General features: G+C 37.6%; 12 protein-coding genes. 11 read left to right on the top strand and 1 reads right to left on the bottom strand.

The annotated features are described in order from the left end of the window. Positions 1-202: 202 nt before the first annotated feature. The 4 genes from pyrD (at position 203) to ABN236_RS01415 (ending at position 4,181) form a co-directional block, all read left to right on the top strand. Positions 203-1,213 (top strand): quinone-dependent dihydroorotate dehydrogenase, encoded by a 1,011-nt coding sequence (gene pyrD / locus ABN236_RS01400; RefSeq protein ID WP_036912193.1) that lies wholly within the window; start codon positions 203-205, stop codon positions 1,211-1,213. 218 nt (positions 1,214-1,431) lie between these two features. Continuing rightward, positions 1,432-1,983, top strand: a complete 552-nt coding sequence (locus ABN236_RS01405; protein WP_194952162.1) for a cell division protein ZapC — start codon at positions 1,432-1,434, stop codon at positions 1,981-1,983. A gap of 604 nt (positions 1,984-2,587) precedes the next feature. Beyond that, entirely contained in the window at positions 2,588-3,913 is a 1,326-nt protein-coding gene (locus tag ABN236_RS01410; protein ID WP_349473208.1) for a colicin E3/pyocin S6 family cytotoxin, read from the top strand. Between the two features lie 10 nt (positions 3,914-3,923). Continuing rightward, a complete protein-coding gene (locus ABN236_RS01415; RefSeq protein ID WP_349473209.1) occupies positions 3,924-4,181 on the top strand; it encodes a colicin E3-like toxin immunity protein in 258 nt (85 codons plus the stop codon). A gap of 347 nt (positions 4,182-4,528) precedes the next feature. On the opposite strand, the gene ABN236_RS01420 is transcribed toward ABN236_RS01415, so the two are convergent. Then, the gene (locus ABN236_RS01420; protein WP_349473210.1) at positions 4,529-5,653 is read right to left on the bottom strand and encodes a YcbX family protein; all 1,125 of its coding nucleotides are present in this window, start codon (positions 5,651-5,653) and stop codon (positions 4,529-4,531) included. A 107-nt stretch (positions 5,654-5,760) separates the two neighbouring features. Between ABN236_RS01420 and rlmKL the strand changes: the two genes are divergently transcribed. The 7 genes from rlmKL to rmf all read left to right on the top strand — a co-directional run bounded on the left by rlmKL (position 5,761) and on the right by rmf (position 14,569). Then, positions 5,761-7,875 (top strand): bifunctional 23S rRNA (guanine(2069)-N(7))-methyltransferase RlmK/23S rRNA (guanine(2445)-N(2))-methyltransferase RlmL, encoded by a 2,115-nt coding sequence (rlmKL, locus tag ABN236_RS01425; protein WP_088493274.1) that lies wholly within the window; start codon positions 5,761-5,763, stop codon positions 7,873-7,875. 6 nt (positions 7,876-7,881) lie between these two features. After that, positions 7,882-9,810 carry an ABC transporter ATP-binding protein gene (locus tag ABN236_RS01430; RefSeq protein ID WP_088493273.1) on the top strand — a complete coding sequence of 643 codons (1,929 nt, stop codon included), beginning with the start codon at positions 7,882-7,884 and terminating at the stop codon, positions 9,808-9,810. A gap of 85 nt (positions 9,811-9,895) precedes the next feature. After that, positions 9,896-11,191, top strand: a complete 1,296-nt coding sequence (pqiA, locus tag ABN236_RS01435) for a membrane integrity-associated transporter subunit PqiA (protein WP_349473211.1) — start codon at positions 9,896-9,898, stop codon at positions 11,189-11,191. After that, the gene (pqiB, locus tag ABN236_RS01440; protein ID WP_088493271.1) at positions 11,184-12,836 is read left to right on the top strand and encodes an intermembrane transport protein PqiB; all 1,653 of its coding nucleotides are present in this window, start codon (positions 11,184-11,186) and stop codon (positions 12,834-12,836) included. The genes pqiA and pqiB overlap by 8 nt, the downstream gene beginning before the upstream one ends. Next, on the top strand, positions 12,833-13,408 hold the full coding sequence (pqiC, locus tag ABN236_RS01445) for a membrane integrity-associated transporter subunit PqiC (RefSeq protein WP_349473213.1): 576 nt from the start codon (positions 12,833-12,835) through the stop codon (positions 13,406-13,408). The genes pqiB and pqiC overlap by 4 nt, the downstream gene beginning before the upstream one ends. Before the next feature lie 101 nt (positions 13,409-13,509). Beyond that, on the top strand, positions 13,510-13,923 hold the full coding sequence (locus ABN236_RS01450) for an ASCH domain-containing protein (protein WP_088493269.1): 414 nt from the start codon (positions 13,510-13,512) through the stop codon (positions 13,921-13,923). Between the two features lie 475 nt (positions 13,924-14,398). Next, positions 14,399-14,569 (top strand): ribosome modulation factor, encoded by a 171-nt coding sequence (gene rmf, locus ABN236_RS01455; RefSeq protein ID WP_023581348.1) that lies wholly within the window; start codon positions 14,399-14,401, stop codon positions 14,567-14,569. Positions 14,570-14,730 lie beyond the last annotated feature (161 nt).

Consider the following 14,730-nt stretch of genomic DNA (forward strand, 5'->3'; position numbering starts at 1 on the left):
TTACGTTTTATATCACTTTATGAGTGAGTAAATAGTATAAAATCAGCATGATAATTAGATCCCCAGCATAGTCTGGGGATTTTTTATGGCGAATTGTGAAATTGAAGCGTTTACTTTTCGTGCTTTTATCTATATGATGCTCGACGCTTAAATTGTCGTAGACATATCATTCCTAATACCCGATATTCTCAATGGAGATCGTATGTATTATTCCTTAGTAAGGAAGGCATTGTTTCGGCTAGATCCTGAACGTGCCCATGATTTTACCTTCCGTCAGTTAAAACGTTTATCTCATTCCCCATTTCAATTTCTTATTCAGCAGTCACTTCCTTCAAAACCCGTTTCCTGTATGGGACTCTCATTTAAAAATCCACTTGGTCTTGCCGCTGGTCTTGATAAGAACGGTGATTGTATAGATGCATTGGGTGCAATGGGATTTGGCTTTATTGAAGTAGGTACAGTGACGCCACGTCCTCAAGTGGGAAATGATAAACCTCGTTTATTCCGCTTAGTGGAAGCTGAAGGCTTAATTAACCGAATGGGCTTTAATAACCTTGGCGTCGATAACTTAATTGAAAATGTAAAACAATCTCGTTATGGTGGCGTACTGGGTATTAATATCGGTAAAAATAAAGATACCCCAGTAGAGCAAGGTAAAGATGATTATCTGATTTGTATGGAAAAAGTCTATGCTCATGCCGGTTATATCGCAATCAACATTTCATCACCAAATACCCCAGGTTTGCGTACTCTACAATACGGTGAAGCATTAGACGATCTACTATCAGCAATTAAAAATAAACAATTAGAGTTGCAGGGAAAATATCAAAAATATGTTCCTGTCGCTGTTAAAATTGCACCTGATTTAACTCATGAAGAATTAATTCAAGTTGCAGATAGCTTAGTCCGTCATCATATTGATGGTGTTATTGCGACAAATACCACATTAGATAAATCATTAGTTAGCGGGTTAGATCACTGTAATGAAGCTGGGGGATTAAGTGGTCGCCCGGTACAATCAAAAAGTACACAAATAATTCGCCAATTAAATGAAGAATTAAAAGGTGCATTACCTATTATTGGTGTGGGTGGAATTGATTCATTAACAGCAGCAAGAGAAAAAATGGACGCTGGCGCTTCTCTTATTCAAGTCTATTCAGGATTCATTTATCAAGGTCCTGCACTTATCAAATCTATAATTAATCATATCTAAATACATTTAATAATGAGTTAGGGGCTTTTCTTCTGCCCCTAACTCGTTTATATTGCCCCTAGTTGGTTATTTTTTATTAAATTGCACTGATTGTGCTTAATTAATAGTAAAATGAATCCTGTTTTTGTTAGGTGATATTAAATATTTTATTTAGGTCATTTAATTTTGATTTTTTATCAGAGTATAAAACAGGGAATGAATCGAAGGGGGATTAATTAGTGATAATAAAACCCGATGATCGCTGGCGTTGGTATTTTGATGTTGAGCAACAAAAATTAATGCTTGATTTAGCAAATGGTATGGTTTTTCGTTCCCGCTTTCCAAGCAAAATGTTGAGTGAGAGTGCTCGACAATCAGCATCTTTTACCGTCGATGATGCGGCTCTTTATTATGGATACGATGAGCAAATTCGACAAATAGATATGCCATCAGAATCAAGAGCTGAATTAGCTTTAAATGCATTAATAGCCCATCGCTTTTTAAAGCCGCTGATGCCTAAGAGTTGGTATTTTGAAGTTAACAATAATCAAATCAACCCTTATTTATCTCAAGTGGTAGAAGCTTCATTAAAAGAAGAAGGCGAAACAGCTCTTTTTTTAGTGACTGAAGTGGGGGCTCAAGCTTGTTTATGTTTATTAGCTCAACCGCAGTTAACATTATTTGATAGAACACTTAATTTTTGTGACCCAATAAAAATTATGAATGACAGGTTAAGCGATTATCATAAAGAGTCAGAGCCAGGATCATTTTTGTACGAGAAAGTTATTTAACAAAAAGAGTAAAAAGGACTTACTCTTTTTATCGTTACTCATCATTTATAACATTCTAAAAACAAATTCACCCTAAACAACACTCCCCAAAATCAAATCTTCATTACTTTTTTTCTGTATCTTTTTCCTAGAAACAAATAAATAGGTTTATTGATAATTCATTATTAAGTTTTTAATAAGATAATTCTTATTAAACAAACTGTTTTATTTAAAATAAAAAAGAAGGTAAGGACAAATTACCTTCTTTTAATTTGCGATAAAGATAAGTGTTATTTTCTATTAAGCGAAAGTTTCACATTACCGTTAGGAATACAGCTACAGGCTAAGATTTTCCCTGAGCGTTATGGCTGAGCCAAGATAACCCTTTTTTATTAAAAATACTCTTTCATGGAAAGGGGACATGATTGGTCAAGAATTTGTGTGGTTATTAATATGACACTTTGAATAAGAGAAATTTTCTTATGGCGTGCTTAATGTTGAATGTGAACTATGAATAAAGCGGTTTATAAATCTCGTATCAAAAAACAGAATGGTCAAATAATAGTGTGTTGCTCATATTAGATCGCTATTGTCATTGCATGATTGAATATAAAAAGGAATTTATATGAGTGAACGAGTCAAACCGATCGAAGTAATGAGACGTAACATTTGCCCTGTATGCGCAAAAATGGACTGTCCATTTTTAACAAAGGATAAGCATTGCAAAGAGATGATGGATGCTTTCAGGGAAGGTGATATACCCAAAGCAATAAAAATTTATTCTCAGCGTTATTTACCGTATGCAGGGCTGATGAGTGGTAGTCTAAAGAAAGCAGTTGAATCATATGATTCTATTGTTCAAATGTTTACATCGACATCTAAACAGCAAATCAGTATTCCTGCTGAGTTAAATACAGCAATAATATCTGCACAGTCTACGTTAATACCAGGAAAGAGTATCAATAAAGCCACATTAGCTCCAGTCGCTATATTCACTCCTGCAATAACAACGACAAGTGCAACGTCCGTGACAGAAACTTTAGGGGCTATTTTAGGGCGTGCATTAGGTTTAGGTGCTGGCCTTATGCTGTATTCTCCTCCTGTTGGGGTAGGGAGTGATAGATATCCTGCCGTTATTTACCAAGAGTATCCTAAAAACCAAGAAACCGCACTTACTGTGGCAGGGCTGAAATTAAACATCCCTAAAGAAGCACAGTTGAGAGATATTGCAAAGCAAAAAGGGATAATTAATACCTCAGCTACTGTAATCGAACAGGTAGTTAATGGGACGAAGCAAATTGAATTAGTGAGAACGGATGCACCTGTTAAAACTCGTGTAGTTGAAGCGAGAAAAACAGTTGAAAAAGGTATTTTTGCTTATACTTTACCAAATGAGAAACAAGAAAGAATAGTTCAGATCGGTAGTGTAGCGATATTAACGGGTACGGCTTTACCTCAACCTGAAAGGCATAAATATCTATCAGGTAAGGTATTCGATATACCTAGATTTAATAACTTACCTTTACAGCAACCAACATTCTTTACTGAAAGTGAGAAAAAGCAGTCCACGCTGAAAGAGCCTATAATTTTGGTGTTTCCATGGGAATTAGGGATAAAACCAATTTATTTATCAACGGGGAAAAAGGATAAACCCCGCCAAGGCGTAAAAGAACGTGGTCATAGTTATCATGAACCTCCTAAAACTCAAGATATTAAAGGGTTAGGTGAATTAAAAGAAAGTAAACCTAAAACACCGAAACAGGGCGGTGCAGGTAGACGAACTCGCTGGATTGGAGACAAAGGGCGTAAAATTTATGAATGGGATTATCAGCATGGGGAAATAGAAGGTTACCGCGCTAGTGATGGACAGCATATTGGTGCATTTGATCCAAAAACGGGTAATCAATTAAAGCCTGCTGATCCAAAACGTAGTATCAAAAAATATCTGTAAGGGCAATATAATGGGATTAAAATTGAGAGTTTATTGGTTTGATAAAAAAACTGATGATTTTATTGGTGAAGAGTATTCCAAAGATTTTGGTGATGATGACTTCCTAATTGATGAAACTATTAACCCCCAAGATGAAAATATTATCAATAATGGTGAGTTTGATTTGGAAACAGAGTGGGTTAACAATATTCAAAAATATATAACTCATAAAATTGAACAAGATAAATATGACTATTTTATTAGTTTTGCTTATCGTGATAAATGGTAAATATATACAATATTCACTTACATCATTTTAAAAGCCTCTTAACAGAGGCTTTTTTATTGTGCCTGACCCGTCCTAGCAAGAAATGAGTTTAACTCACTCATCCCCAATAAAATCCTTTCCATTATCTTTATACTTAATAAGGTAATGCTTTTCTGGCAAACCATAACGACTGACAATGCAATGAATATTGGGGAAGCTTACTTGGCCTAAGAATTCAATAAACTCAGTTATATATGAGTGAGGTACAATTAATCAATTTAATGTTTACCGATAACGATATATATCATACATAACTGTGTTTATATTTAGTTTTTTATTTAATTTATTTGTTCATATCAATTTGATTTTTATTTTCTATTAAGCGAAAGTTTCACATTCCCGCTAGGAACACAGCTACAGGCTAAGATTTTACCTGAGCGTTTAATTGCGCCAGCTTTTAATGCATTAACATCACCTTCATCTAATTGGATAACACAAGAGCCACAAAGGCCAGCTCGGCAACTATAAGGAATGGTATAACCATTATTTTCAAGTTGTTCTAACAGAACTTCTTGGTTATTACCTTCGAAAACCTCGCCATTAAATTCAATGCTGACAGTCCGTTCTTGTGTGTTTTCAATGATAGGTGCTGATTGTGTTTCAACAGGTGCTGTTACAAGATACTGTTTTGCTTCTTTATAAGCTAATACTTCAACAGTATCTCCTACACGAATAATACCAGTTTGACGAATGATGACATTTTGACCAAAATCGACATCACCCGTTTCATCACTACGGAATGTTTGCAGTGTTGCGAGTGGTTCTGTGTTAGGATGTTTCACGCCTTTATCGATACTAATTGTGGTCATGATACAACGGCTACAAGGTTTCATCAGATCCATCACAACAGAGCCAACACGAATAGTCTGCCAAGTATCTTCTTCAAAAGGCTTTGCACCTGTTATGAGGATATTCCCTCGAAATTGCTCAATATTAATTGAAGCAGGGCAACGCTGTTGTAAGTATTGAAATGAGGCTTCATTAATTAATAAGTAAGGGTAGCCATCAGCGAAAGAAACAGCGGTTTCTGGATTTTTTTTCACTCGGCGTGTCGATTTTTCGCCAGTCCAACGAAGTTGAACATCCATTTTTAAATAACGACTGAACCACTGATTTATTTCATCTGGAGCCACATACGCGGTAAAATGGTTGCCCCAAACTTCTGTCGGTTGCAATGTGGTCTCAAAATCTTGATAGGTGATAGCAATACCTTCACCATCAGGTGCTTGAATATAGATACCATTTGCCATGACAGTGGGAATAAAACACAGCAAAACGGGAAATTTTCGTGCCGTGATAAAAGTCCCTTCTGGGGTGGTTATCATAAAATCGCGATCAAACGTGAATCCGCTCTCACGAGCAAATGCATGAGAAAGTCGAATTCCCTTCATTGATTTAACTGGGTGTATATAAAGGCGTGAAACGTTGATCATCAGTGCTCCCAAAAGACATTATTATTTTTTATAGCCAGTAACTTTATGACAACGTAATACAATTAGCTATAATGCCCAACAATTTTATTTTAGGTGGTAACAATATTATGCGCTCTCTGTTTGCCAGCACAGGCCGAGGTCTGGAAGAACTATTAAAATCTGAACTTGAACACCTTGGTGCTCAGGCTTGCCAGATAACTCAAGGCGGTGTTTATTTTCGTGCTGATGATAAAACCATGTATCAGTCTTTACTCTGGAGTCGTTTAGCGTCGCGCATTATGTTGCCGTTAAATGAATTCAATGTTTATAGTGATCTAGACTTATACCTTGGTGTGCAGGCAATTGATTGGAGTGAGATTTTTACTGTTGATCAGACTTTTGCTATCCATTTTAATGGCACGAATGATGTTATTCGTAATAGCCAATATGGTGCATTAAAAGCGAAAGATGCCATCGTTGACTCCTTCCAACGTAAAATAGGGCAACGTCCAGATGTCGCTAAACAGTCCCCTGATATCCGCTTAACCATTCACCTTCATAAAGAAAAAGCTTCGCTATCTTTAGATTTAAGTGGTGATGGTTTACATCAACGTGGCTACCGTGATTTAACAGGGCAAGCACCTTTAAAAGAGAACTTAGCTGCCGCTATTATCATGCGTTCAGGCTGGAAAATTGACACACCATTGATCGACCCAATGTGTGGCTCCGGTACATTATTAATTGAAGCAGCCATGATGGCGACTGATTGTGCTCCAGCATTAAATCGTGTGCATTGGGGATTCCGTCATTGGTTAGGTCACGATGAAGCGTTATGGAAAGAAGTGACCCATGAAGCTTTTACCCGTTTCCGTGAAGGTAAAAAGAACACTACTGCGCGTTTCTATGGTTTTGATGTTGATAAACGCGTGTTGGATATGGCAAGAGCCAACGCACGCAGAGCTGATGTTGCTGAACTGATCACCTTTGCTCACGGTGATGCGGCTAAACTGACAAACCCTGTTTCAGCGGAAATCAAAGGGACAATTATCAGCAACCCACCGTATGGTGAACGCTTGGAAAGTGAACCAGCATTAATTGCACTTCACAGCCAATTAGGAAGAGCAGTAAAAGCACACTTCCCAGGTTGGAGATTGTCACTATTTAGTGCATCACCTGAGTTGTTAAGCTGCATTCAATTGCGAGCTGAACGAGAGTTCAAAGCAAAAAATGGTCCTCTAGATTGTGTACAAAAGAACTATTTGCTTTCTGATACACCGTCAACGATTAACACTGGACTTGCTGAAGATTTTGCAAACCGTTTACGTAAAAATGAGAAAAAGCTCGCGAAATGGGCAAAACAACAGCAAATTGAATGTTATCGCTTATACGATGCTGATTTACCTGAATATAATGTTGCTGTAGATCGCTATGGCGATAAGGTGGTTATCCAAGAGTATGCACCACCTAAAACAGTTAATGAGCACAAAGCTCGTCAGCGTTTATTCGATGTGATTAGTGCAACAATGGAAGTACTGGCATTACGTTCTGATCAACTGATTTTAAAAACTCGCCAACGTCAAAAAGGTAAACAGCAGTATGAAAAAATGGCCGAAAAGGGTGATTTTTTCTTAGTTGACGAGTTTGGTGCAAAATTCTGGGTAAATTTAACAGATTATCTTGATACAGGGTTGTTCTTAGATCACCGTATTGCACGAAAAATGCTGGGTGAAATGAGCAATGGAAAAGACTTCTTAAATCTTTTTGCTTATACCGGTACGGCTTCTGTTCATGCGGGAATTGGTGGTGCGAAAAGCACAACAACAGTTGATATGTCTCGTACTTATCTTGAATGGGCTGAGAAAAATTTCCAAGCGAATGGCCTGTCAGGTAGACAACACCGTTTAATGCAAGCAGATTGTATTCAATGGCTAATGCAGAGCAATGAACAATTTGATGTGATTTTTATCGATCCGCCTACGTTTTCTAACTCAAAACGAATGGAAAACACCTTTGATGTACAGCGTGATCACATTGAATTAATGAAACATCTGAAACGTTTGTTGAGAAAAGGCGGAACAATTATGTTCTCAAATAACAAACGTGGATTCAAAATGGAACATGACGAGTTAGCAAAAATTGGGTTGTGTGCAAAAGAGATAACACAGAAAACATTATCACAAGACTTTGCACGTAACCGCCAAATTCACAATTGCTGGCTGCTAACTCATGCTGGTGAGGAATAATTTACAATGCCGTTAATTAGTTTGACTGGGGCTTATTTATCTTTCAGTGATGCTCCACTATTAGATAGCACCGATTTATTTATTGAAGAAAATGAACGCGTTTGTTTAGTTGGGCGCAATGGTGCGGGTAAATCAACATTATTAAGAGTGTTATCTAAAGAGCAACCTTTAGATGATGGTCAAGTTGTTTATGAACAAGATCTTGTGACAGCTCGCTTACAGCAAGATCCCCCTAGAGATATTGAAGGCACTATCTTTGACTTTGTTGCAGAAGGTGTTGAAGAAGATGCTAAATACCTAACAGATTATCACCATATTTCTAAACTGATTGAGACAGATCCTTCTGATAAAAATCTCAATAAAATGGCAGAGCTACAAGAAGTACTTGATAGCCGTAACTTGTGGTTGCTTGATAGCCGAATTGCAGAAGTGCTAGAAAAACTTGGTTTAGATGGTGAAGCAGAGCTTTCTTCTTTATCGGGTGGTTGGTTAAGAAAGGCAGCCTTAGGGCGTGCATTAGTCAGCGCACCTAGAGTGCTATTTTTAGATGAACCAACAAACCACCTTGATATTGAGACGATCCTTTGGCTTGAGAAATTCTTAAAAGATTTCCAAGGAAGTATCGTGTTTATTTCCCATGACCGTTCATTTATCCGTAATATGGCAACGCGTATTATCGATCTTGATCGTGGAAAACTTTCTTCATGGCCGGGAAATTACGATAAGTATCTTGAAAGTAAAGAAGAAGCACTGCGTGTTGAAGAGCAACAAAACGCAGAGTTTGATCGCAAATTAGCGCAAGAAGAAGCGTGGATACGCCAAGGTATTAAAGCACGACGCACTCGTAACGAAGGCCGCGTAAGAGCATTAAAAGCATTGCGTGTTGAACGCAGTGAACGTCGTGAAGTGTTAGGCAGTGCTCGTATGCAGGTCGAAGAAGCTACGCGTTCAGGCAAAATTGTTTTTGAACTTGAAGATGTTAATTACAGCATTGGAATGCGTAAGTTAGTTCGTGATTTTTCCGCCAAAGTACAACGTGGCGATAAAATTGCGCTGGTGGGGCCAAATGGTTGCGGTAAAACCACTTTATTGAAACTTATGCTAGGCGATTTAAAAGCAGACAGCGGGCGAGTTCATTGTGGTACTAAGCTTGAAGTTGCTTACTTTGATCAGCATCGTGCGGCACTTGATCCTGATAAAACAGTGATGGATAACCTTGCTGAAGGTAAGCAAGAAGTCATGGTAAATGGCCGCCCTCGTCACGTACTTGGTTATTTGCAAGACTTTTTATTCCCACCTAAACGTGCAATGACTCCCGTTCGTGCACTTTCAGGAGGTGAGAGAAATCGTCTATTACTGGCGCGTTTATTCTTAAAACCAAGTAACTTGCTTATTCTCGATGAACCAACCAACGATCTCGATGTTGAAACATTGGAATTGTTAGAAGAGCTAGTTGATGCTTACCAAGGCACTGTTTTACTAGTTAGCCATGATCGTGAATTTGTTGATAATAGTGTTACAGAGTGTTGGATCTTTGAAGGCGATGGTGTTATTAACAGCTACGTTGGTGGATATTTCGATGCTCAGCAACAAAGAGCACAGTCGGTTTCACTAAAAAGTGAAGCAAACAAATCACGTAACGCACCAGAAAAAGCTGAAAAAGAAGCAAAAGCGAAAGATAGCTCTAAAAAGAACACTCGCACTAACAAATTAAGTTATCATTTGACGCGAGAACTCGAGCAACTTCCTGCAAAATTAGAAAGCTTAGAAACTCAGTTAAGCGCGTTACAAGAAGAAGTGAGTGGGGCAGATTTCTTTACTCGTCCTCATGAAGAGACAGAAAAAGTTTTAAAGGCGCTTGCAGATAAAGAACAAGAGCTTGAAACTGCTTTTGATAGATGGCAAGAGCTAGAATTGATGCAAAACGGCGAATAGCCAACCGAAAACGGGGCATCACGCCCCGTTTTACTTTCTGGATTAAATATTCTTTTATTGATTATTCTAAATAAGAGGTGTCGCAGTGTGCTCTGGTCAACAACATCGGCATGAACATGAACATAAACATGAGCAAATATTATGTCCGCAGTGCGATCTGGTGGTCAGTGTTCCTCAATTAGCACAAGGAACAAAAGCAACGTGCCCTCGCTGCCATACAGTATTAACTGCACGTTGGCGTCAACCTTTTTATCAACCTGTTGCATTAGCAATCAGTGCATTATTTATGTTGCTGATGGCAAGCCAGTTTACCTTCGTGAGTATGGAAGTGGCGGGTATCGCCAACAATGTCACACTGATGCAAATTCCAACCGTTATGTTTAGCGAAAATTACGTTGAATTAGGCGCATTTTTCCTACTCTTTGTCCAAATAGTGCCCGCTTTTTGTATGGTGGCAATCTTACTTCTTTGCACACCTATTCAATTACCTAGAAAGCTACAAATTTGGTTATCACGTATTTTATTCCAATTAAAATCGTGGTGTATGGCAGAGATTTTTCTTGCGGGAATTTTAGTTAGCTTTGTAAAATTAATGGCTTATGGTGATATTGGACTAGGGCTTAGTTTCCTGCCTTATGTGCTTTATTGCTTGTTTCAAATTCGAGCATTCCAGTGCCTTGATAGACATACTTTATGGGAAAAATTAGAACGTCGCCCGAATTATCCTGATATCGAATCAGGTAAGTCTGGGTTAAAACAAGGAGTTAGATTATGTCGTTCATGTACGGCAATTTTACCAGTAGATCAATACGAATGTAGCCGTTGTGAAGTGACAGGACATGCAAGAAGACCTAAAAGCTTACAATGGACGGTCTCTTTGTTGATTACGTCGTTAATTCTTTATATCCCCGCTAATTTATTACCCATTATGGTCACTGAATCTTTAGGTAATAACATTTATTCGACCATTATGGCTGGGGTTATTTTGCTATGGGAAGATGGCTCTTACCCCGTTGCAATGGTGATATTTATTGCCAGTATTATGGTGCCAAGTTTAAAAATGCTCGCAATTGCTTGGTTGTGTTGGGATGCACACAAATCTAATGGAAAAAGAGATCCTGCTAGAATGCATTTTCTCTATGAAGTTGTTGAATATGTAGGGCGTTGGTCGATGATTGACGTCTTCGTCATTGCTGTTTTAGCTTCATTAGTCAGAATGGGACGTCTGATGAGCATCTATCCTGATTTTGGTGTGGTGCTATTTGCATTGGTTGTAGTGTTAACTATGTTCTCTGCAATGATGTTTGATCCTCGGTTGACGTGGGATAAGTGTACAACTGATGATGATAAACCCACGATTAAGGAGCCTAAGGGTGACTGAAAAGAATGAAACTGCTTTAACTGAAGCAAAAATTAACAAGCTAAAAAGCTGGTCTCCAGTTTGGATCATACCACTTGTCACCTTACTGATTGGTGCGTGGATACTTTATTATCATTTCAGCCATCAGGGTCCAGAAGTTACATTAATTACCTATAATGCGGATGGCATTGAAGCAGGTAAAACTAAAATTAAAAGTCGTAGTGTAGATATCGGTCTAGTTGAAAGTGTCACACTCGATAGTAATTTTAGTCGCGTTATTATTACGGCTCGCCTTGATAAAGACATGAAAGAGTTATTACGCGCAGATACTGCATTTTGGGTTGTAAGACCTCAAGTCGGTAAAGAAGGTGTAACGGGTTTAGGAACCTTGCTTTCTGGTGCCTACATAGAGTTACAGCCGGGATTGAAAGGCAAAGAAGAAGATGAATTTAATCTTCTTGACTCGCCACCGTTAGCTTCGCCAGATGCAAAAGGTATTCGCATCAATTTGGTAAGTGAAGCAGCTGGCCAATTAAATGCGGGTGATCCTGTTTTATTTAGAGGTTACCAAGTCGGCTCTGTTGAAACGAGTGAATTCAATATTGATAGCCGAGATATGCATTATCAACTCTTTATCAAAGCACCTTATGACAAAATGGTGACATCAAATGTTCGGTTCTGGAAAGATTCCGGTATCGCTTTTGATATGTCTTCATCGGGTGTACGTGTTGAAATGGCATCACTTTCTACACTCTTTAGTGGTGGTGTTAGTTTTGATGTCCCAGCGGGATGGGTCCCAGGTGATCCTATTGCACCTAAAACAGAATTTAAGCTCTACGATAATGAAAAGAGTATTCAAAACTCACTATATACTGACTATCGTAGCTACATCATGTTTTTCTCTGATTCTGTAAGAGGATTGCAAGCCGGAGCTCCTGTAGAATTCCGTGGAATTCGCATGGGAACGGTTGTACAAGTGCCTTATTACACTAAAGGTATGCAACAATCGCTGGATAAAGATTTTCGTATTCCCGTACTTATTCATGTTGAACCAGAACGTTTTGCTAATGATGTCGGTGAGAGTTTCGACTTCGTTAAAGAAATTACTTTTGCTTCCAATAATGGATTAAGAGCATCACTGAAATCAGGTAACCTATTAACTGGTGCACTTTATATTGACCTTGATTTCTACCCTGATGAAGCTAAATGGGAAGGTCCTCAAGAGGTTGCGGGTTTCCAACAAATTCCAACGGTTGGCTCTGGTTTAGCGCAAATTCAGCAAAAAGTAATGACTTCGCTGGATAAGATCAACAATCTGCCTGTTGAACCAATGCTTAAAGAGATGACAGCAACATTATCTGAAAGTCAAAAAGCAGTCAGCGAGGCTAAAGAAACACTGAAAGCATTGAATGCCATGATTGGTAGTGATGAATTTAGAAACCTTCCTAATGATATTCAGCAGTCATTAAAAGAGATCAATCGTAGTATGCAAGGCTTCCAACCGGGCTCTCCTGCATACGGAAAAATGATTGATAATATGCAACAGCTTGATCAGGTGTTAAGAGAGATGCAGCCTTTATTGAAAACATTGAACAATAAGAGCAACGCATTGATTTTCGAAGCGAAGGAAGGTAAAGATCCAGAACCAAAGAGGGCTGAAAAATGAAGAAATACATCATTGGGATATTTGTACTGATGTTAACGGCATGTTCAAGCCAGACTAATAAAACGTATTATCAGTTACCTGATGTTTATCAAGGTAGCGTACCAGAACAAGTCTCGGCAACACAGTCAGCTAAGAAGCCTCAAATTTGGGTTCAACCGATCCGTTTATCCAATATGTTAGTTAATGCTGGAATTGTTTATCAAACGACGGATATTAACTATACCGTGGCTAATCAGCACTTATGGATTAATCCGCTTGATCAGCAATTACAACAGAACCTTATTTCAGGTTTAACAAAAGCATTACCGGGTACAGTGGTTGCTAATCAACCTGTTGAAGATAACTTGGCAAAGTTAACGGTCACCGTTAATTACTTTCAAGGTCGTTATGATGGACAGGTAATTATCTCAGGTGACTGGATTTATACTGAAAACAATAAAGTGATTAATCAGCCATTCTCTTTAGTTTTAACGCAAACAGAAGATGGTTATCCAGCTTTAGTGCGTACATTAGGACAGGGATGGGAGCAAGTTGTTTCTGATATAGCGAAAGCAATTCAAGCTCAATACTAACTGACTTAGCATTACGTTTATTCAAACCCAGTATTCTCTTAAATTGTATTTAAGTTGAATATTGGGTTTTGTTTATTTAAAAAACAAAAAAAGGAAACAAAATGTTAGAAAGCCTTAAAAAGAAATATCCCACTGCGATCAGTTGGTCATTTGGGGATAATGCTCAGTTAGCGGATGAGCTTGCTATGCTGGTGGTAGAAGGAAAAAAAACGGCAACGTGTAGCTCATTAAATGGTTTTTTTAGTGACAGCGTTATTCCTGTTATTGGGGGCTTTAGCATTATTCTAAATAGTAAAAATGAGCCTATTTGTGTTATTCGAACACGTTCTTTGCAACTAATCCGATTTAATGAAGTCACCGAAGAATTGGCTAAGAGAGAAGGTGAAGGGGATTTAAGTTTGGCATATTGGCAGGAAGGACATAAAGCTTTCTTTAATCGAGAAGGTCATTTTTCAGAAGATATGGAGTTGGTATTTGAAGAGTTTGAATTAATAGAAGTATGTAAGAGGTGTTAATAGCCTATTTTATTTTCAATAATGGCTAATTCCTTAATAAAACAAAGGTAATTAAAAAGAGTTTTCTACAAAAAAATAAAAATAGAGTAAAAAGTTATATTTATAAACCAAGTCTTATATTGACATAAATTTAAATAAAAACATCATTTTGTCTTACTTGATTTATTTGTTTTATGAGATAAAAATAAAAAATTTATTTTTTCTTTTCTTTATTGTTTTAAAATATCAATAAGTTATATTTATCTACAATATAACTTATTAAAAGAATTAGATAATGTTTTAATAAAAACATTAAATAAAATAAATGATAACAGTGGTTATTAAACTTGCGGTTGGCTCAACATCACAAATATGACATTTGTATTAACTTCTTTACTTGCTTAAATGCTCAATAAAGCGTATCAATTTATAGTGGTTGTTGAAAAAACAATCATTATCTTTCCGCTTAAACTTAGAACGTGAGGGTTGTCTAGATATGAAAAGACAGAAACGAGATCGTTTAGCAAGAGCATTATCGAAAGGTTATCAAGCTGGTATGCAAGGTCGTTCAAAAGAACTTTGCCCTTATTTCGCCATTGATGCGCGTTCACATTGGCTTGGAGGTTGGCGACAGGCGATGGAAGATCGCCCGAGTCTGGTAAAATAAATAACCCGTCGTAGTGAAATAGATAATAGCTTATTTTTAGCTATATTAAATATTATCACTAAGATTTTACCGACAATCAAAACGAGGGTTATTTATATACATTCCTATGTACATATTGAGCATAGGACAATTTGAGTATAAATAACAACGATTAATTTGGA

Origin of the sequence: Proteus sp. fly-1013 (assembly GCF_040140245.1) — a bacterium.
In the GTDB taxonomy this organism is placed as follows: Bacteria; Pseudomonadota; Gammaproteobacteria; order Enterobacterales; family Enterobacteriaceae; genus Proteus; species Proteus mirabilis_B.